At 61.2% G+C, this 18,383-nt stretch carries 14 protein-coding genes; 4 read left to right on the forward strand and 10 right to left on the reverse strand.

Annotation, left to right across the window (positions count from 1 at the left end):
* Nucleotides 1-2 precede the first annotated feature (2 nt).
* The 3 genes from AB7951_RS12310 to AB7951_RS12320 all read right to left on the reverse strand — a co-directional run bounded on the left by AB7951_RS12310 (nt 3) and on the right by AB7951_RS12320 (nt 6,639).
* On the reverse strand, nt 3-1,109 hold the full coding sequence (locus AB7951_RS12310; protein ID WP_441255825.1) for a GTPase-associated system all-helical protein GASH: 1,107 nt from the start codon (nt 1,107-1,109) through the stop codon (nt 3-5).
* Nucleotides 1,106-2,398: a metallophosphoesterase gene (locus AB7951_RS12315; RefSeq protein ID WP_441255826.1), complete on the reverse strand. Its 1,293-nt coding sequence runs from the start codon at nt 2,396-2,398 to the stop codon at nt 1,106-1,108. The genes AB7951_RS12310 and AB7951_RS12315 overlap by 4 nt, the downstream gene beginning before the upstream one ends.
* Before the next feature lie 491 nt (nt 2,399-2,889).
* Entirely contained in the window at nt 2,890-6,639 is a 3,750-nt protein-coding gene (locus AB7951_RS12320) for a vitamin B12-dependent ribonucleotide reductase (RefSeq protein ID WP_439068458.1), read from the reverse strand.
* Between the two features lie 754 nt (nt 6,640-7,393).
* Between AB7951_RS12320 and AB7951_RS12325 the strand changes: the two genes are divergently transcribed.
* Nucleotides 7,394-8,293, forward strand: a complete 900-nt coding sequence (locus AB7951_RS12325; RefSeq protein ID WP_068736749.1) for a DMT family transporter — start codon at nt 7,394-7,396, stop codon at nt 8,291-8,293.
* On the opposite strand, the gene AB7951_RS12330 is transcribed toward AB7951_RS12325, so the two are convergent.
* On the reverse strand, nt 8,256-8,867 hold the full coding sequence (locus tag AB7951_RS12330; protein ID WP_120290278.1) for a cytochrome b: 612 nt from the start codon (nt 8,865-8,867) through the stop codon (nt 8,256-8,258). The genes AB7951_RS12325 and AB7951_RS12330 overlap by 38 nt on opposite strands.
* A 177-nt stretch (nt 8,868-9,044) precedes the next feature.
* On the opposite strand from AB7951_RS12330, the gene AB7951_RS12335 reads away from it, so the two are divergent.
* A complete protein-coding gene (locus AB7951_RS12335) occupies nt 9,045-10,505 on the forward strand; it encodes a glycosyltransferase family 2 protein (RefSeq protein WP_120289326.1) in 1,461 nt (486 codons plus the stop codon).
* A 3-nt stretch (nt 10,506-10,508) separates the two neighbouring features.
* Here AB7951_RS12335 and AB7951_RS12340 read toward each other — a convergent pair whose 3' ends face one another.
* On the reverse strand, nt 10,509-11,705 hold the full coding sequence (locus tag AB7951_RS12340; protein WP_093758377.1) for a GAF domain-containing sensor histidine kinase: 1,197 nt from the start codon (nt 11,703-11,705) through the stop codon (nt 10,509-10,511).
* Between the two features lie 200 nt (nt 11,706-11,905).
* Nucleotides 11,906-12,421 carry a BA14K family protein gene (locus AB7951_RS12345; protein WP_093758378.1) on the reverse strand — a complete coding sequence of 172 codons (516 nt, stop codon included), beginning with the start codon at nt 12,419-12,421 and terminating at the stop codon, nt 11,906-11,908.
* A 287-nt stretch (nt 12,422-12,708) separates the two neighbouring features.
* Here AB7951_RS12345 and AB7951_RS12350 point away from each other — a divergent pair, with 287 nt between their 5' ends.
* Together AB7951_RS12350 and aspA are read left to right on the forward strand one after the other, a co-directional pair.
* Nucleotides 12,709-13,119, forward strand: a complete 411-nt coding sequence (locus tag AB7951_RS12350; protein WP_120289328.1) for an NADH:ubiquinone oxidoreductase subunit NDUFA12 — start codon at nt 12,709-12,711, stop codon at nt 13,117-13,119.
* A 306-nt stretch (nt 13,120-13,425) separates the two neighbouring features.
* A complete protein-coding gene (aspA, locus tag AB7951_RS12355) occupies nt 13,426-14,841 on the forward strand; it encodes an aspartate ammonia-lyase (protein WP_120289330.1) in 1,416 nt (471 codons plus the stop codon).
* 22 nt (nt 14,842-14,863) lie between these two features.
* On the opposite strand, the gene aroQ is transcribed toward aspA, so the two are convergent.
* Genes aroQ through AB7951_RS12375 form a run of 4 tightly spaced genes read right to left on the reverse strand, consistent with a single transcriptional unit; the run spans nt 14,864 to nt 18,245 of the window.
* Nucleotides 14,864-15,304 carry a type II 3-dehydroquinate dehydratase gene (gene aroQ / locus AB7951_RS12360; protein WP_199712059.1) on the reverse strand — a complete coding sequence of 147 codons (441 nt, stop codon included), beginning with the start codon at nt 15,302-15,304 and terminating at the stop codon, nt 14,864-14,866.
* A gap of 11 nt (nt 15,305-15,315) precedes the next feature.
* Complete coding sequence (locus tag AB7951_RS12365) at nt 15,316-16,596, reverse strand: TRAP transporter large permease subunit (RefSeq protein ID WP_120289332.1); 1,281 nt, start codon at nt 16,594-16,596, stop codon at nt 15,316-15,318.
* On the reverse strand, nt 16,593-17,168 hold the full coding sequence (locus AB7951_RS12370) for a TRAP transporter small permease (RefSeq protein ID WP_120289334.1): 576 nt from the start codon (nt 17,166-17,168) through the stop codon (nt 16,593-16,595). The genes AB7951_RS12365 and AB7951_RS12370 overlap by 4 nt, the downstream gene beginning before the upstream one ends.
* A gap of 57 nt (nt 17,169-17,225) precedes the next feature.
* Complete coding sequence (locus AB7951_RS12375; protein WP_120289336.1) at nt 17,226-18,245, reverse strand: TRAP transporter substrate-binding protein; 1,020 nt, start codon at nt 18,243-18,245, stop codon at nt 17,226-17,228.
* Nucleotides 18,246-18,383: the final 138 nt, after the last annotated feature.

Below are 18,383 nucleotides of genomic sequence, written 5' to 3' on the forward strand. Positions count from 1 at the left end.
GATCACTCTCCGCCAAGGAGGACGCCTAGGCGTTCGCGATAGAAGAGGTTGCCCAGCTCGATCGCTGGCAACGAAAAGGTGGCGTCGATGCCGCTGATGCTGGACCAGGCCGGAATCCATGACGCATCGTCGCCGGTCTCGAGCTTGCGCTTAATGGCGAAGTGTAACGGCTGCGTTATCTGCGACGGTTCCATACCGTCGATCAGCGAATTGAGGAGACTGGGGTCGCAGGCGTTTACGGCGGCGGGTACCGAGTACTTCTTTCGCTCCTTCAGACCCGCGCGCGAAAGGATAGGCTTGACTGAGTCAGGACCTGGCAGAAATTTCGTTATGTCGGCGAGTTCGGCGGCAAGAATGAATGTCTGTGCTTCGGGTGAGATCTCCGAAAATGGGCAATCCATTTTCTTGCTTCTGCCGCCGAACAACCACCAGAGCATCTGCAATTCTTCGTCTTGGATCTCTCCGAAGGTGTGTGCTTCTTTCAAAACAGCGTTGAGGTTCCGAGTGAGCCTTTGCATCGCGCTTTCCGTTTGCTTGCACAGGGCAGTGAAAGCAGCGGCCACTTGATCGGCGTTGAACGCCTGCTTGAGACTGGTATTCTCTTGTTCAACGCTGATCTTGAGCGGTGCCGCGACGACCATCTTCCCGAGCGCAGGGCGGGTTCGGCGATCATCTGAAATCCTGGCAAGGGCCGCGTTGGCCGTTCCGACAAGGTCTAAGGCAAAATCTGCAGTTCGCTGTCCGCCGCAGGATGCCGTTGTTGTGAAGAGAGCGGCCAGGGCTGAGGTATCTTCGTCGCCCTCGAACAACATCGCGAGCGCCGAACTGCAGAGGATCTCGAGTTCACGATCGTTTCCCGCCATATCAAATAGATCGTCAATATCCTTGAAGGTCTGTCGCATCGCGGCGACTTGGGTGGCTTGCGGCCGCGGTTTGGTCCGCAAGGCGATTGCAATCATCGTCACAATGCTCTCGCTATCGGCATTGTCGACGAGATCGATCACGCCCTTCCATCGAAGCTCGAGCTTCTCGCGGTTGTCGCCCATCTCGACTTGGCGATACCAACGCGGAAACTCATCCCTCATCGGCGCAACTTCCTGCTCGGTCATTTGCGCTTCTCCCTCTTTTCGATTTCGTTCGCCAGATCATCCAGCAGGTTTCTTTGACCGGCGCGCAGCAGCGCCCGGCCGTAACGCTCCGATTGCGGCAGGCCCATTTCGTCTGGTTCCAGCAGGTTCAATTTCTGCGAGATCTCCCGACGGTCGCTCATAGTCAAATCCCAAAACCGCAGCACGATGTTTCTGGCGCGTTCTTCGCCCATGGCGGCCTCCGCATCCACCGGTTGAGGCGATACGCCTGTCGGAACAGGCGTAATCGTCGGCTTCGCGGGTAGGCTAATGTTGCGCAGCCGTACCCGATGCTCGAAGACGTCACTGCCGTCGCTGTCCCGCATCGGCAAGAACATCTCCGGATTGGCTTGATACGCGAGCAGATGGGCCTCGACGTCCAGGTGATGGCCCTTCTCGGTGTTGCCGAGCGTCAGTCGAAAGATATTGTAGCCCGGAGACCATTCCTTTTCGTTTCGGTCGGGGTTCACTGCGCCGGCGCTGAACGAGACGTACGATGGATCGCGATCAATGCGCTGGCGATGTTTGTGTCCGAACGCGTGAATCGAAGCGCGCGCCTTGATGGTATCTGCGACCTTGTCGCCGTCGGAGAACCAGTCGGGCGGATGATGACACATGACCAGATTAATGACGTTGTCGACGGGGTTGAGCACCGTCTGCATCGGACTGAGGTAGAGCCCATTAGGCACGTCCTCCTTTCCTTCTGGAGCTCCTGCTCCCGACAGAATGGTGGAGGTCAAGCCGAAAATGCGCAACACGACCCCGGACTGATCGAGCGGAATGTCTTGGTGCCAGTAAAGTTTGTCCGGAGTGAAAACTTGACACGAGAATGGCGCCGCGAAGTCGTTGTAGGCCGTTAGAGGCGCGAGCAGTGAGGCGCCTGCCACGCTGTGTTCAAATTGCCGACGGAGTTCTTTTTCTTTGTCAGCCGCGTGAATAATCGCCCGCTGCGCGTTCTGAACCGGAATGTTTGCCTTGATAGTGTTCCAATCAACGTCGTGGTTGCCTGGGATGACATAAATCCGGGCCCTGCTGCATTTGCAGGCCTCAGCGAGTTCATGCAGCCAGTTACGAGCAGCTTCGTATTCTTCAGGTCTACCGCTGTAGGCAACGTCTCCGCCAACCAGTATCGCGTCGAGCGGCCCCAGCGCGGCGACGCGTGCCCTCGCATCCTGAAGAAGTCGCGTTCGATATGGCTTCTCTGGATCGGTATCGGGAGATGCGCAGGCCGGATACCTGAAATGGATGTCGGAGAGGTGAAGAATTAGCATGCATTCCAGCCCCAAGCTTGTTTCCCGTGCAGTTTCCACAACTCAACCGGGAAAAAGCATCTTTTGCTTCTTTTTGTAAATTCGACCGTAGTAACAGCACCATAGACGATTATTGATCCTTCCACGTCAATAGGCATGGAACTCAGCGTTACTCGAAAAGGGGCTAATGGGCCGGTCGAATCTCACACTACATTACCCCTGCGACAGCGTGTGATTGGTCCGTAGAAGATTTAGCCTCCCTAGGAGGTTCAACGCCGGAACGATTGGGCAAAATAGTTGGCTAAACTTCCGACGTTGCCCCCATCGCCGGGCGGGCTGTCGAGTACGCAGAGGTGCTTCCAAAAGAAACCCCACCTTCTCGGGTGGGGTTTCTTATTCTTCGAGTCGCTGGTTAGAAAATTCTTCTAATGGACATCCAAGCGTTGATTAAACGGACACGAAAATGCGCGGGATGGACGATTTAGTCTGATTTCCACATTTATTTCCGAATTTTAGCTGCAGCCCGTCGTGCTGCCGCACGTATCGCACTTCATGCAGGTCCCATTCCGCACCAGCGTGAAGTTCGAACACTCTCCGCACATGTCGCCTTCGTAGCCCTTGGCTTTCGCTTCGGCGCGGCGTTCGGCCTTGGAGGGCGCGGCGGCTGCGGCGCTGCCGGCTTTGCTCCAGGCTTGCGCCTCGAGTTTTTCGGTCGGCGAGAGCGCGTGCTCGGGCTCGGGCTCGGCGGTCTTGAGGGCCACCGCGGCATCTCCACTGCCGTGGCGGGCGGTGGCGCCCGACGCGTTCAGCGAGGTGACGTTGCCCGAAGCGCGGGCGTCGGTGTTCTCAGCCGGGGCCGGCGCGCGCATGACGACGAGGTTGTCGGTGCGCGAGCGGGTCAGGCCCTTGGAGACATACTTGTTCTGGTCGGCCGGCGCCTTGCCTTCATCCTCGCCCTTGCCAAGTGCATCGAAGCCCGACTCGGAGACGTCGACATGGCCGAGATCGAAGCGCGACATGTAGGAGACCGCGAGTTCGCGGAACACATAGTCGAGGATCGAGGTCGCGAACTTGATGCTGTCGTTGCCCTGCACCGGGCCCGCGGGTTCGAAGCGGGTGAAGGTGAAGGCGTCGACATACTCCTCCAGCGGCACGCCATACTGGAGGCCCAGCGAGACGGCGATGGCGAAGTTGTTGATGAAGGAGCGCAGCGCCGCGCCTTCCTTGTGCATGTCGATGAAGATCTCGCCGAGGCGGCCGTCATCATATTCGCCGGTGCGCAAGTACACTTTGTGACCGCCGACGACGGCCTTCTGGGTGTAGCCCTTGCGGCGATCCGGCATCTTCTCGCGGTCGCGCATCACCACGATGCGCTCGACCAGACGCTCGACCACCTTCTCGGAGATCGCGGCGGTGCGGGCCGCCATCGGCTTCTCCATCAGGTTCTCCAGCGCATCCTCGTCCTCGTCATCATCGCTGATGAGCTGCGAGTTGAGCGGCTGCGAGAGCTTGGAGCCGTCGCGATACAGCGCGTTGGCCTTCAGCGCGAGCTTCCAGGAGAGGAGGTAAGCGGACTTGCAGTCCTCCACCGTGGCGTCGTTCGGCATGTTGATGGTCTTGGAGATCGCACCCGAGATGAAGGGCTGCGACGCCGCCATCATGCGGATGTGGCTTTCCACCGAGAGATAGCGCTTGCCGATCTTGCCGCAGGGATTGGCGCAATCGAACACGCTGTAGTGCTCGGCTTTCAGATGCGGGGCACCTTCCACCGTCATCGCGCCGCAGATGTGCACGTTGGCGGCTTCGATCTCGCGCTTGGTGAAGCCGAGCGCGGCGAGCAGGTCGAAGCCCGGAGCGGCAATGGCTTCGGCTTCGATCTTGAGGGTGTCGCGCAGGAAGTCTTCGCCGAAGGTCCACTTGTTGAAGGCGAACTTGATGTCGAAGGCGGTCGGCAGGGCAGCCTCGACCTTCTTCAGCGCCTCATCGGTGAAGCCCTTGGCCTTCAGCGTCGAGGCATTGATGCCCGGCGCGTTGGACAGCGAGCCGTGACCGACGGCATAGGCCTCGATCTCGGCAATCTCGCTTTCGCGATAGCCGAGCACGCGGAGCGCTGCGGGGACGGCGCGGTTGATGATCTTCCAGTAGCCGCCACCGGCGAGCTTCTTGAATTTCACCAGCGCGAAGTCAGGCTCGATGCCGGTGGTGTCGCAATCCATGACCAGGCCGATGGTGCCGGTCGGCGCCACCACGGTGGTCTGGGCGTTGCGATAGCCATGGAGTTCGCCGAGTTCGAGGGCGAGATCCCAGGCGATCTTGGCGCGGGTGACGATGTCGGCCTGCGGGCAGGAGGCATGGTCGAGCGCCACAGGCGCCACGGCGAGGCCTTCATAGCCGCGGGTTTCGCCATGGGCCGCACGGCGATGGTTGCGGATGACGCGCAGCATATGGGCTGCGTTCTTCTTGTAGCCGGGGAACGGGCCGAGCTCCTTGGCCATCTCGGCCGAGGTCGCGTAGCTGACGCCGGTCATGACAGCGGTGAGGGCGCCGCACAGCGCGCGACCTTCCTTGGAGTCGTAGGACAGACCCATGGTCATCAAGAGACCGCCGATATTGGCATAGCCGAGGCCGAGGGTGCGGAACTCGTAGGAGAGTTCGGCGATCGGCTTCGACGGGAACTGCGCCATCATGACAGAAATTTCGAGCACCATGGTCCACAGACGGCAGAGATGCTCGTAAGCGTGGATGTCGAAGGTCGCCGAAGCGGTGTCGTAGAAGGTCAGCAGGTTGGCCGAGGCGAGGTTACACGCCGTGTCGTCCAGGAACATGTATTCCGAGCACGGATTCGACGCGCGGATATCGCCCGACGACTTGCAGGTGTGCCAGTCGTTCATGGTGGTGTTGAAGTGCAGGCCGGGATCGGCCGACGCCCAGGCGGCGTAGCCGATTTTTTCCCAGAGATCGCGGGCCTTGATGGTCTTCATGACCTTGCCGTCCTTGCGGGCGATCAGGTCCCAAGTGCCATCGGTCTCGACGGCGCGCAGGAAATCGTCCTTCAGCGAGACGGAGTTGTTGGAGTTCTGGCCGGCAACGGTCAGATAGGCTTCGGAATCCCAGTCGGTGTCGTAGATCGGGAAGTCGATGTCCTTGTAGCCCTGCTTGGCGTACTGGATGACGCGCTTGATGACGTTGTCATTGACCAGCGAGCGGCGGGCGAGCTTGATCTCGCGGCGCAGCGCCGGGTTCTTCTCGGGATCGAAGCAGTCGTCGCCGGAGCCTTCGCAATTGACGCAAGCCTTCAGGATCGCCTTGAGGTGCTTCTGGTTCATCTTCGAACCAGTGACCAAGGCCGCGACCTTCTGCTCTTCCTTCACCTTCCAGTCGATATAGGTCTCGATATCCGGATGGTCGGCATCGACCACCACCATCTTGGCCGCACGGCGCGTGGTGCCGCCCGACTTGATGGCGCCGGCGGCACGGTCGCCGATCTTCAGGAATGACATCAGGCCCGACGAGCGGCCGCCGCCCGACAGCTTCTCGCCTTCGCCGCGCAGCTTCGAGAAATTCGAGCCGGTGCCCGAGCCATATTTGAACAAACGGGCTTCACGCACCCACAGGTCCATGATGCCGCCTTCATTGACCAGATCGTCCTCGACGCCCTGGATGAAGCAGGCATGGGGCTGCGGATGTTCGTAAGCCGACTTCGACTTGGTCAGCTTGCCGGTCTTCCAGTCCACATAATAGTGGCCCTGGCCGGGACCATCGACGCCGTAGGCCCAGTGAAGACCCGTGTTGAACCACTGCGGCGAATTCGGCGCGACCATCTGCTTGGCGAGCATGAAGCGCAGCTCGTCATGGAAGGCGTGGGCGTCGGCTTCAGAGGTGAAGTAGCCACCCTTCCAGCCCCAATAGGTCCAGCAGCCGGCGAGGCGGTCGAACACCTGCTTGGACGAGAGTTCGCTGACGAAGCGCTCTTTCTCGGGCAGTGCGGCGAGGGCCTCGGTGTCCGGCACCGAGCGCCACAGCCACGACGGCACGGTCTCTTCCTCGACCTTCTTCAATTTCGCGGCGACGCCCGCTTTACGGAAATACTTCTGGGCCAGCACGTCGGAGGCGACCTGCGACCACGAGTCGGGCACTTCAACGCCTTCAAGCTTGAACACCACGGAGCCATCCGGATTGCGGATCTCGGACGTGGTGTGGCGGAAGTCGATCCCGGCATAGGGCGACTGTCCTTCGGTGGTGTAGCGGCGTTGAATCTGCATCGTGGTCGTGCCCCGTCTTAAGCCCGACACCCCATCTGGCGGCATCGGCGATTTCTGTTAGCGACGTCCGGGTTGCCCCAAATTCGCCGCAGCTTGGCCGGGTGAACCGGTCCTGTTTTCTCTGTGGAGCATGTGCTGGCCGTCATCTCGGCCACCCGGGACTGCCGGGGTCATGCTTCCTTGGATCGGGCTTCCTCGCTGTTGCGGGTCGACCTGATCCTAACGCCTCACCACGCTGTTTGAGCCGGTTTCCGGCCCGTTTTTTAGTGCTCCAAGCGCCGACTTTCCGGCCCGGATTCCAGGACGCAAATCCCCGATCCCGTAGCCTCGACTGGAGGACGGAGCGGTCAATCTGGAACCCGTTTGGGAGCGTCCGACGGGACAAAAAACGACCCGCGCCGAACAGTTCGAAAACTAGGCCAAACCGATCTCACCCGTCAAGGAGTAGTCGGGGTTCCTGAATCAAATACTAAATATGGTGGAAAGGGTGGATAACCAAGGGGGCAGAGCGCGCCTCGATTGAGGTCAAGTATCAGTGAGTCCTCATGGATTCGGAAGTCAAAAATATTTCTAAAACTGTCCGGAATCCGAGCTGCGCCCACTGTTCACAGCCCAACTTTATTTTGTCATCCAGGGATTGCGTTTGGGGGGACTCAGGCGCAGCGGTGGTTGCCGGGCAGGTTCCCTCCACCGGCAGTGGTCAGACCCTTCAACTGCGCGCATGGTCCCGCCGATTCCTCAGCCGGTTCCCTCCATGACAATGCCCAGTCCCCCCGTTTCGCGCGCGCGAATCGCTCCCTTCGGTCTCGTGTTGCTCGCCATCGCGTCGATCGCCTGGGGTCTGAACTGGCCGGTGTCGAAAGCGCTGCTGTCGGAATGGCCACCGCTATCGGCGCGCGGCAGCACCGGCATCGTCGGGGCATTGCTGCTGGCCGGGATCGCCGTCTGGCGCGGCGAGAGTCTTCGCGTACCGCATCATCAATGGTTGCATCTGGTCGTGCTGGCTGGCCTGAACGTGTTCGGCTGGATGGCTTTCGTCGGCTTGTCGCTACTGTGGCTGCCGGCCGGCGAGGCCGCGGTAATTGCGTTCACCATGCCGGTCTGGGCTGCCGGACTGGCCTGGCTGATCCTCGGCGAGCGCCTGTCGATGCAGCGGATCGTGGCCATGCTGATGGCCTTTGCCGGCATCGCCGCGTTGATGGGGGGCGGTGGTCTGGCCGCGAGCGCGGAGAAGCTCCCGGGAATCGCTCTGGCGCTGCTGGGCGGGTTCGGCTTTGCACTCGGCACGGTGCTGGCCAAGAAGTTCGGGCTCACGCTGCCACTGGTGACGTCATCCGCCTGGCAGATCGGGATCGGTTGCGTGCCGGTGCTGTTGCTGGGTCTGATCTTCGAAAGCCCGCATTTTGCAGCACTGACGCCACTGGGCTGGGGGCTGCTCGCCTATGTCGTGCTGGTGGGGTTCTGCATCGCTTACGTCTGCTGGTTCGCGGCGCTTAAGCAGTTGCCGGCCTCGGTGGCCGCAATCGGGACCATGGCGGTGCCCGTGATCGGCGTGGTCAGCTCGGCCATCGCCCTGCGGGAACCGCTCGGCGCCATGCAGATCGCGGCCCTGGTATTTACGCTGGCGGGCGTTGCGCTGGCGACAAGGGGCTAGGCACGGGCGCGTCGCCACCGGGCCACATCCGCTGCAGTTCGGGATGGCCGTCCCAGAACTGATGTTTCAGCGCGGCGGCGATGTGCAGGCCGACCAGTGCATAGAGCGCATAGGACAGCCACACGTGAATGCCGCCGAAGATGTCGTGCAGGCGTTCCTTGAAGGCCGGCTCGATCGACATGATCCAGCCGATGCGTGGCCACTGGAACAGGCCGAACAGGTACATTGGAATCTCGCCGGCCGCCTTCCAGGCGGAATCGTGCATCCAGCCGGACAGCGGCAGTCCGATCATCAGCACATAGAGCGCGAGATGCGCACCATGTGCGGCGGCCTTCTCGGCGGGCGGATAGGTCTCGGGCAGATCAGGCGGCCTGTTGGCCGCGCGCCACAACAGGCGCATCAGCACGAGGCCGAGCACGGTGATGCCGAATGACTTGTGCGCATCGATGACGAACCGGATGTTGTCCTCGGGAATGAGGTTCACGCTCCAGATCAGCGCGACATTGAGTGTGATCAGAACGGCAATCAGCCAATGCAGGATCATGGCGATGCGGCTGTAACGTTGAATCGGCATTTTCTGTGCGTGCATGGAATAAGTTTAAACAGGATTTGCCTTTTGAGGCATGACGACTTTGTGTGTTCGTCGTGACCGCAATCACGCGCTATTTGATCGCGGCTCCGCAACTCGATCACGATTCACGCGTAGCTCTCGCAGGATCGGTTTGCTCGAACGCGCGATTGAATTGACGGCATGACAATATCCCTTCAGGCGGCCTTCGCCGCCGCATCGCCGCGTATCACACCGCGCCGGATGCCGTTCATCAGCCTGATGATCTATCTCGCCGTGCTCGCGCTATGGGCGCTGCTGTTCGGCCGGGCGTTCTTTCTCACCAGCATCTGGGCTTGGTCAGCGGGCATGGTCTATATCGCCTATGACACGGTGCTGATGCTCTATGTGGTGTGGCAGACGCTGCCGCTGGCAGTGTTCGCGCGTGGTCCATCTGGAGCGGTTGCTGCGCAATCGCGTCCATCGGTGGGCATCCTGATAGCCGCGCATAACGAGGCACTTAATCTGCCGGAGGCGCTGGCCGCCATCGCACGCCAGTCCGATGCGCCGGATCTGATCCTGATCGCGGATGACGGCTCGCGCGATGCAACCGACACGCTCCTCCGTGACCGCTACGGTCTCGCCATTCCGGCCGTCGGCCAGAGCAGCATCGGCCAGTTTGGCAGATCGAGACTGCAATGGCTGCGCCTGCCGCATCAGGGCAAGGCGCGGGCGCTGAACACGGCGATCCTCAAGGCCGATACCGACATCGTCATCACGCTGGATGCCGATACGTTTCTGGCTGATGATGCCATCGCCGAAATGCGCGCGGCCTTTGCTGTAGATCCCGCGCTGGTCGCGGCCGGCGGCATTCTCGTGCCGGTCTGCGACGACAGCGCCGGCGGCCGCGTGATGCAGTGGTTCCAGACCTACGAATATATCCGCAACATCATCTCGCGCTTCGCCTGGATGCGCGGCAACAGCCTGCTGTTGATCTCCGGCGCCTTTGCCGGCTTCCGCAGGGAGGCGCTGGTGGCCGTCGGTGGCTTCGATGCGGAGTGTCTTGTTGAGGACTATGAGCTGACCCACCGCATGCATCGCTATGCCGTCGATCACGGCCTCGACTGGCAGCTTCGCATGATCGGCACGTCGCTGGCGCGCACGGAAGCGCCGTCTCACGTCATGACGTTCCTGCGGCAGCGCCGGCGCTGGTTCGCGGGCTTCCTGCAGACGCAATACTGGAATCGCGACATGACCGGCAATGCGCGTTACGGCCGGCTCGGCCTGCGCATGTTGCCGATCAAGGCGCTGGATACGCTGCAGCCGATCTACGGCCTCACGGCCTTCGCATTGCTGCTGGCTTTGCTCGTCACCGGCAAGACCGCGATCGCCGTGCCAGTGTTCGGTCTGATTACCGCGAAGATCGTCGCGGATTTCCTGGTCTATCTCTGGACCGTGCATCTCTATCAGCGCCTGACAGGCGGCCGCACGCGCACGAGTTTTGCCGCAGCGGTGTTCGCGGCGATCCTCGAACCGTTCAGTTTTCAGTTGCTGCGTCACGCCGGTGCGGCGTGGGGCTGGATCGCCTTCCTGCGCGGCAACAATGAATGGGGTTTTGCGCCCACTGCGCCATCAGCACGACAGGCGCCCAACGCGGGCGAGTAGTCGCTAGGCCGGTTTCGCCGCCAACGGCACTTTCACGGTGAAATGCGAACCATGGGTGAGGTCGGACTTCACCTCGATCACATGGCCGAGTGCTTCGGCCGTGCGCCGAACGATCGACAATCCGAGGCCAAGGCCCTCGCTGGCCGGATTGATCTGGTGGAAGGCATCGAAGATCGCGGTGAGCTGTTCGGCGGGAATGCCGGTGCCGGAGTCCAGCACCTCGATGGTCACCGCGTTTGCGTGCTTGCGACAGCCGACCAGCACGCGACCGCGCTCGGTATATTTGATGGCATTGCCGACGAGATTGCCAAGGATCGCGCGCAACATGCCGGGGTCGCTTACCACCTGCGCCTTGCTCGGCACAATGACGAGGTCGAGGCCCTTGGCTTCGGCATGCAGGCGCCAGTTGGCGCTGATCGACTCGAACACGTCAGAGATCGGGAACGATCGCAGGTTCGGAATCCCAAAGCCGGCATCCAGCACAGATGTCTCGGCGAGACGGTCGAGCTCTTCCGCCATCCGCATGCCGGCATCGATGGCATAGCCGAGCCGCTCACGATCCTTCTCGTCGGTCAGCTTGTTGCGGATGCGGTCGATCGCCATGATCATGACCTGCAATGGCTGCTTCAGGTCGTGGCCCGCCACCGCCATCAGGCGACTGATATTGCGCTGAAGCCGATCCGACAGATGCAGCGCCCGGCGGAATTCCATCTGCGCCATGACCTGGCGGGCGAGGGCGGCCAGCACCTCGCGCTGTTCGGTCGACAGCACGCGCGGCTTGTCATCGAGCACACAGACGGTGCCGAGCGGCAGGCCGTCCGGTGTGCGCAGCAGTGCGCCGGCATAGAAGCGCAAATGGGGCTCGCCGGTCACCAGCGGATTGCAGTCGAATCTTGGATCCTTGGTGACGTCCTCGACTTCGAGAAAACTGTGTTCGAGGATCGCATGAGCGCAGATCGACTGATCCATCGGCGTCTGCCGCACGCCAAGACCGATCTCCGACTTGAACCACTGCCGGCCGTCATCGACGAGGCTAATGATCGAGATCGGCGTCTGGCAGACATAGCTGGCGATCTTGGTGATGTCGTCGAAGGATGGCTCAATGGCGGTGTCGAGAATGCCGTAGGAGCGCAGCGCCTTGAGGCGTTCGGCTTCATTGGGATGGAGCCTGGCGATCTTCGGCTTGTCTGACGCGTCCACTGAACCTGCTCACACCCGACGTCGACCCATCGAACCGGTAGATAGGTCCACATGTCTACCAACACTACGCGCGAGTTCCCTGAATGTCCCCCGTACGCTGCACCCACGTTCTTAGACCTTGAGACAGCAGGCGCAAACCAGAAACGACAAAAGACGATGCCGCGAGGCACCGTCTTTTGCGTAACGCTTAGATCGTCGTGTTACGGGCAGGCGTGACGCAGGCCGTCATAACCGAGATAGGTGCCCGTGCGGACATTGTACGACTTGTAGGTGCGGATGCAGTAGTCAACGTCGCCGCCGCCGGTGTCAGGAGCGACTTCGACCACATCCGGCGCGTCGTCATAATAGCTGCTGCCGTAATACGGGCTGCCGCCATAATAGCCGTAGGAATTCCCGTAATAGCTGCTGGCGGCCAGACCGCTGCCAATAATGGCGCCGGCTGCGAAGCCCGGGCCGTAACCGCCGCCACGCCAGCCACCACCGCGCCAGCCGCCGCCGTGATTCCAGCCACCGCCGCCAGGGCGCTGGCCGCCATGCCAGCCGCCACCTCCGCCACCAAAGCGCTGACCGCCGCCAGAGAACGTGCCGATCGTGCGCGCACCGCCGGGGCCGACGCCCACGACCTTGGTGTTTTGTGCGTAGCTGGGGGTCACCGCGAAAGCGGGGATGGCCACAGCGACGGCTGCTGCGACACTCAAGATTTTCAAATTCGTCATCGTTTGCTCCTGTCTGGGATGCATCTTCAACCCCCTGAAGGGACTGCCGTTCCCTGCCGCCACGCGGTTATTGCGCAACGACAGAATGATCGTCCGGAACTGTATGCGGCATGAATGGATTGCGCCGTTTCTGCGACCGCCGGTACTTTGGAGGTAGGGTTCGGGGGAGGCCGATACGAGGCTTGTCACGATCAGTTGCAGGCGGCGATCGGTCGCGGCGGTAACTGGACATTTGGCAGCCCGGATGGCATCAACAACCCGACGAAAACCTTCGAACGGTTCAAAATATGAAACAGTTTTTGCTGAAATTCTTCACGTGGTGGAGCGGGACGACCTTCGGGACGAACCTGTGGACGTCGCGATTCGGCGAACTGGTCGGCACCGACGAGCAGGGCAACACATATTACCGCACCAAAGGCGGCAAGATCGACCCGACGCTGGGCTTCGAGCGCCGCTGGGTGATTTATAACGGCTATGCCGAAGCCACCAAGATCCCGCCGGACTGGCATGGCTGGATCCACCACACCGTGGACGTGCCGCCGACCGAAGAGAATTATACGCCGCGCGAATGGCAGAAGCCGCATCAGCCGAACCTGACCGGTTCGCCAGCGGCCTATCGTCCGTCTGGTTCGACTCTGGCCAGCGGCCGGCGTCCCAAGGCGACCGGCGACTACCAGGCCTGGACGCCGGGCTCGTAACAACTCACCCGTTCTGGACGACCGGTTGTGCGGGCCGCTCTGCGGCGCGCGCGGCCTTGCATTGTTTCCAGCCGCCAGCTCTTGCAGCGAGACCGGCAAGCACGTCCGGCGTGCGGCCTTGGATGAGCCCGCCTTGCAGGGTGGCGCCGGATTGTACTCGATCGACTGGGCTGGGGCGGATACGATATAGCCGTAACATGTGAGTTCGAGATGTTAGGTTTCGAAAGCTCACTGGGCATGATCGGGGACGGGGACGGCTGACGAGATCAATCGTCTGTTCACAGCGACAACTCAGGAAGATCCGACATGACCAACGACACGCGCAGTGAGCACGACCTGTTGGGCAATCGCGATGTTCCGGCCGACGCCTATTACGGCGTTCATACGCTGAGGGCCGTTGAAAATTTTCCGATCACCGGGATTCCGATTTCCATCTATCCCGAACTCATCAGTGCGCTTGCCGCGATCAAGCAGGCGGCGGCACTGTCGAATATGGAGCTGGGGCTGCTCGACAAGATACGCGGCGATGCGATCATCGCTGCCTGCGAGGAAATTCGCGCCGGTCGCCTGCATGACCAGTTCGTGGTGGACGTCATCCAGGGCGGCGCCGGGACCTCCACCAACATGAATGCGAATGAGGTGATCGCCAATCGTGCGCTGGAAATTCTCGGTCATGGCAAAGGCGACTACGGGTACCTGCACCCGAACGAACAGGTCAATATGAGCCAGAGCACCAACGACGTGTATCCCACGGCGTTGAAGATCGCGACCTATCACGGCGTGTTTCACCTGATCGATGCGATGGCCGTGTTGCGCCAGGGTTTCGAACGCAAGGCCGAAGAGTTCAAGGATGTCCTGAAAATGGGCCGCACCCAGTTGCAGGATGCGGTGCCCATGACGCTCGGTCAGGAGTTCAGCACTTACGGCGTCATGATCGGCGAAGACGAAGACCGGTTGCGCGAGGCAGCACTGCTGATTTGCGAGATCAACATGGGTGCGACAGCCATCGGCACCGGGATCACGTCCCATCCGGACTACGCGCGTCTGGTCTGCCTGCATCTCGTCGCCATCACCGGCATGCCGCTGGTCACCGCTGTAAACCTGATCGAGGCCACGCAGGACTGCGGTTCGTTCGTTCAGCTCTCAGGCGTGCTCAAGCGGGTGGCCGTCAAGATTTCCAAGATCTGCAATGACCTCCGGCTGCTGTCGAGCGGCCCGCGCGCCGGTTTCAATGAGATCAATCTGCCGGCGGTACAGGCAGGTTCCTCGATCATGCCGGGCAAGGTGAACCCCGTTATTCCCGAGGTCGTGAACCAGGTCGCCTTTGAAGTCATCGGTAACGATCTCACGGTGACCTTCGCGGCCGAGGCCGGCCAGCTTCAGCTCAACGCGTTCGAGCCGATCATCGCACACAGCCTGTTCAAGAGCGTCAGCCATATGCGCGAGGCTTGCCTGACACTGGAAAAACGTTGTGTCGCGGGTATCACCGCGAACCGCGAACGTCTCCGTGCCTATGTCGAGAATTCGATCGGCCTCGTCACTGCGCTCAATCCCTATATCGGTTACGCCAATGCCACCGCCGTCGCGGTCGAGGCCCATGCTACCGGCCGCAGCGTCTACGATCTGGTGCTGGAAAAAGGTCTGCTACCTGCAGCGACCCTTGCCGCCATTCTCCACCCCGACGTACTCACGAAGCCCCAGAGCATGTTGATCCGCGAATGAAGGCCGCATCGGCCCGGCGCGATCAACGCGTGGGCATCTGCGCGACCGCCAGCATCGCTGCGACATAGCCGTACGGTCCGAGACCGCAGATCACAGCGGTGGCAGCCTGCGAGAGCACCGAATGGCGATGATACTTGTCGCGCGCGTGGATGTTCGAAATGTGCAGCTCCACGATCGGTCCCTCGAACGCTTTCATCGCGTCGAGCATGGCGATCGAGGTGAACGAATAGCCCGCGGGATTGATGATGATGGCGTCGGCATCCTGACGGGCCGACTGGATGAGATCGACCAATACGCCTTCGTGGTTCGACTGGTGGAACGCCAGCGCCAGTTTGAGTTTGACCGCCTGTTGCTCGCAGCTGGCCTTGATCTGGTCGAGCGTGGTGGTTCCGTAGATATGCGGCTCCCGCACGCCGAGCAGGTTGAGGTTGGGACCGTTGAGGATCATCACGCGCTTCATCATCGAACTTCCTTCTAGCCGCCGAGCCACTTCGCCGGCACCATCACGAGCGACGGAAACAGCGTCAGCAGCGCCAGCACCACCAATTGTGCGATCATGAACGGCCAGACGCCGCGCATGATCTCGTCCATGCTCACCTTCGCCACGCCGCACACCACATTGAGCACTACGCCGACAGGCGGCGTGATCAGTCCGATCGCGTTGTTGATGATAAACAGCACGCCAAAATAGACCGGGTCGATGCCGGCCTCGCGGACGATTGGCATCAATACGGGCGTCAGGATCAGGATGGTCGGCGTCATGTCGAGCGCCGTGCCGACGATGACGACGATGATCATCAACACGATCATCAGCAGCGTCTGGTTGCCCATGAAGGGGCGGGCGAGTTCGACGATCTGGCCGGAAATTTCGGCCACCGTGATCAGCCAGGATGACACGAGTGCTGCCGCGACCAGGAACATCACCACGGCGGTGATCTGGGCTGAACTGATCAGGATGTTCATCAGCTGCGCCAGCGTCAGCTCGCGATAGACGAACGTTGCCACGATGAAGGAATAGACTGCGACGACGACGGCAGCTTCGGTCGGTGTGAAGATGCCGAAGCGGAGGCCGACGATGATGATCATCGGCAGCATCAAGGCCCAGAAGCCGTCGATCAGCACGCGAAAGATCTGCGCCAGGCTCTGGCGCGGCGGGCTCACCGAGCTCTCGTTGCGTGCAACCCACCACCAGGCGAAGCACAGACTGCCGCCGAGCATCAGGCCCGGTACCACGCCGGCGAGAAACAATTTTGAGATGGAAACGCCGGCGGCAACGCCGAAGATCACGAATCCGATCGAAGGAGGGATCACCGGCGCGATGATTCCGCCGGCGGCGACGAGGCCGGCTGCGGAGGCGCGGTTATGCCCGGCTGCGACCATCATCGGGACCAGCAATGCGCCGAGTGCGGCGGCGTCGGCGACGGCCGATCCGGACAGCGATGCCAGGATGCACGAGGTCAGGATCGCGACGTAGCCGAGACCGCCGCGCAGATGGCCGACAAGGGCGATGGCGAAGTTCAGGATGCGGCGGGCAAGGCCACCGGTGTTCATGATCTCGCCGGCCAGGATGAAAAACGGCACCGCCATCAGCGGGAAGGAATCGACGCCATTGATGACGTTCTGCGCGATGATCTGGGAATCGAAGATATCCAGATAGGTCATCAGCGCGACGCCGCAGATGATCAGGGCGAATGCGATCGGCATGCCGATGGCCATCGCGCCAAGCAGCGAGAACGTGAAGATGCTGATGGTCATCGGCGGTCGTTCCCGTTGGCGGGGGCGGGCGCAGCCGGGACATGCTCCTCGGATTCGCTGATGGCGATCAGCTCCGACGTGGCGAGTTGGCCGCTGAACAGGCGATAGAGGTCATGCAGCAGGATCGGGATCGAGGCGACGCCGAAGACGAGACCTGCGGCGTAGAACAGGCCGACGGAGAGACCGGAGGCGGGCGCTGTCGTGTCCCAGTTCAGCACCGTCTGTTTCCACGAGCCTTCGGTGAGCAATACAGAGGCGTAAAGCATCAGCGCATGGCTGAGCGCGTAGCAGACCTTGCGTCCCATCGGCGACAGCACCTTTACGAAACTGTCGACGCCGAGATGGGCGTGTTCGCGGAGGCCGACGATGGCGCCGAGAAACACCATCCAGACGAACAGCCAGCGCGACAGCTCCTCGGAAATGGCGATGCCCGAGTTGAAGACGTAACGTAGCACCACATTGCCGAATACCAGGACCACCATGGCGGCAAGCAACACCGCCATGACGATCTTGATTGATCGGTAATAGGCTTCGACGATCCTGCTTGTCGCAGTAGTTGATGAAGCGGACATGAATGCTTTCGCAGTGAGCTTGGGATCGTCGCGTAGTGACGGTTGGTGATGCGCGGCTCAGTCCTTGTGAACGCGCTCAAGTTCACTATTGAACAGCTTGACGATCTCCTGATCGTAGTCGGCGGAGAATTTTGCCGCGATCGGCTTGGTCTTGTCGCGCATCTTCGCAAGCTCGGCCGGAGCGATCTCGTTGACCTCCATGCCCTTGGCCTTCAGCTCGCCGATGGAAGCCGCTGCGGCATCGCGGCTGACCTTGCGCTGATAGTCGCGGGCCTCGTTGGCGGCATCCTGCAGGATCTTCTGCTCGTCCTTGGAGAGCTTGTCCCAGAACACCTTGCTGACCAGGATGATGTTGGTCGAATAGGTGTGGTTCGTGACGCTGAGATATTTCTGCACCTCGTAGAACTTGTTCGACAGGATCACCGAGAACGGATTTTCCTGGCCGTCCACCGTGCGTGTTTCCAGCGCGGTGTAGAGCTCGGAGAAGCTCATCGGCACCGGATTGGCGTTGAACGCCTTGAAGGTCTCGAGATAGACCGGGTTCGGGATCACGCGGATCTTGATGCCGTCGAGGTCTTCGCCCTTGGTGATCGGGCGGCGGCTGTTGGTGACGTTCCGGAAGCCGAGATCCCAGTAGCCCAGACCGATCAGACCCTTCTCCGGCAGCTTGGCCAGCAGGGCCGAGCCGAGCGGGCCGTCCAGCAGCGCATCGGCCTGTTTCGGCGTCGAGACGATGAACGGGAAATCGATCAGCCCGTAATCCTTGACGATGCCGACCAGCGACGTCGTGGCCGGCGACTGCATTTCCTGCGTGCCGGCGCGCAGCGCCGATTGCTGCTGCATCTCGGAGCCGAGCTGGTTAGCGGGATATTCGCGCACCTTCATCTTGCCGCCGCTCTTGGCCGCAACGAGTTCGGTGAACTTCTGCACGCCCTTGCTGACGGGATGATCGGTGTTGTTGAGATGACCCCAGCGGATCGTGCGCTCCTGCACCTGCGCGGATGCAGGGCCGCCGGCGATGGCGAGGGTGGCGGCGATGGCGGCAAGCCAGACGGCGGACTTCGGGTGTACGGACATGTTGAAGCTCCCTTGGATGGTATTTTTACTTCTTGGCGTCACCGTCATCTACGACAAAACAAAAATCAACCTATATTTTACATTATCTATGATGATTTGTGTCTTAGGCGCGGGGTGATGTATGGTGGCGCAGCGCGA

Source organism: Tardiphaga sp. 285_C5_N1_2 (assembly GCF_052076065.1).
GTDB lineage: Bacteria > Pseudomonadota > Alphaproteobacteria > Rhizobiales > Xanthobacteraceae > Tardiphaga > Tardiphaga robiniae.

Coding starts and splice junctions, on each gene's coding strand:
- AB7951_RS12375 (WP_120289336.1), bottom strand. CDS start 18,245: ATGTCCGTACACCCGAAGTCCGCCGTCTGGCTTGCCGCCATCGCCGCC.
- AB7951_RS12370 (WP_120289334.1), bottom strand. CDS start 17,168: ATGTCCGCTTCATCAACTACTGCGACAAGCAGGATCGTCGAAGCCTAT.
- aspA (WP_120289330.1), top strand. CDS start 13,426: ATGACCAACGACACGCGCAGTGAGCACGACCTGTTGGGCAATCGCGAT.
- aroQ (WP_199712059.1), bottom strand. CDS start 15,304: ATGATGAAGCGCGTGATGATCCTCAACGGTCCCAACCTCAACCTGCTC.
- AB7951_RS12310 (WP_441255825.1), bottom strand. CDS start 1,109: ATGACCGAGCAGGAAGTTGCGCCGATGAGGGATGAGTTTCCGCGTTGG.
- AB7951_RS12335 (WP_120289326.1), top strand. CDS start 9,045: ATGACAATATCCCTTCAGGCGGCCTTCGCCGCCGCATCGCCGCGTATC.
- AB7951_RS12325 (WP_068736749.1), top strand. CDS start 7,394: ATGACAATGCCCAGTCCCCCCGTTTCGCGCGCGCGAATCGCTCCCTTC.
- AB7951_RS12315 (WP_441255826.1), bottom strand. CDS start 2,398: ATGCTAATTCTTCACCTCTCCGACATCCATTTCAGGTATCCGGCCTGC.
- AB7951_RS12365 (WP_120289332.1), bottom strand. CDS start 16,596: ATGACCATCAGCATCTTCACGTTCTCGCTGCTTGGCGCGATGGCCATC.
- AB7951_RS12320 (WP_439068458.1), bottom strand. CDS start 6,639: ATGCAGATTCAACGCCGCTACACCACCGAAGGACAGTCGCCCTATGCC.
- AB7951_RS12350 (WP_120289328.1), top strand. CDS start 12,709: ATGAAACAGTTTTTGCTGAAATTCTTCACGTGGTGGAGCGGGACGACC.
- AB7951_RS12330 (WP_120290278.1), bottom strand. CDS start 8,867: ATGCCGATTCAACGTTACAGCCGCATCGCCATGATCCTGCATTGGCTG.
- AB7951_RS12345 (WP_093758378.1), bottom strand. CDS start 12,421: ATGACGAATTTGAAAATCTTGAGTGTCGCAGCAGCCGTCGCTGTGGCC.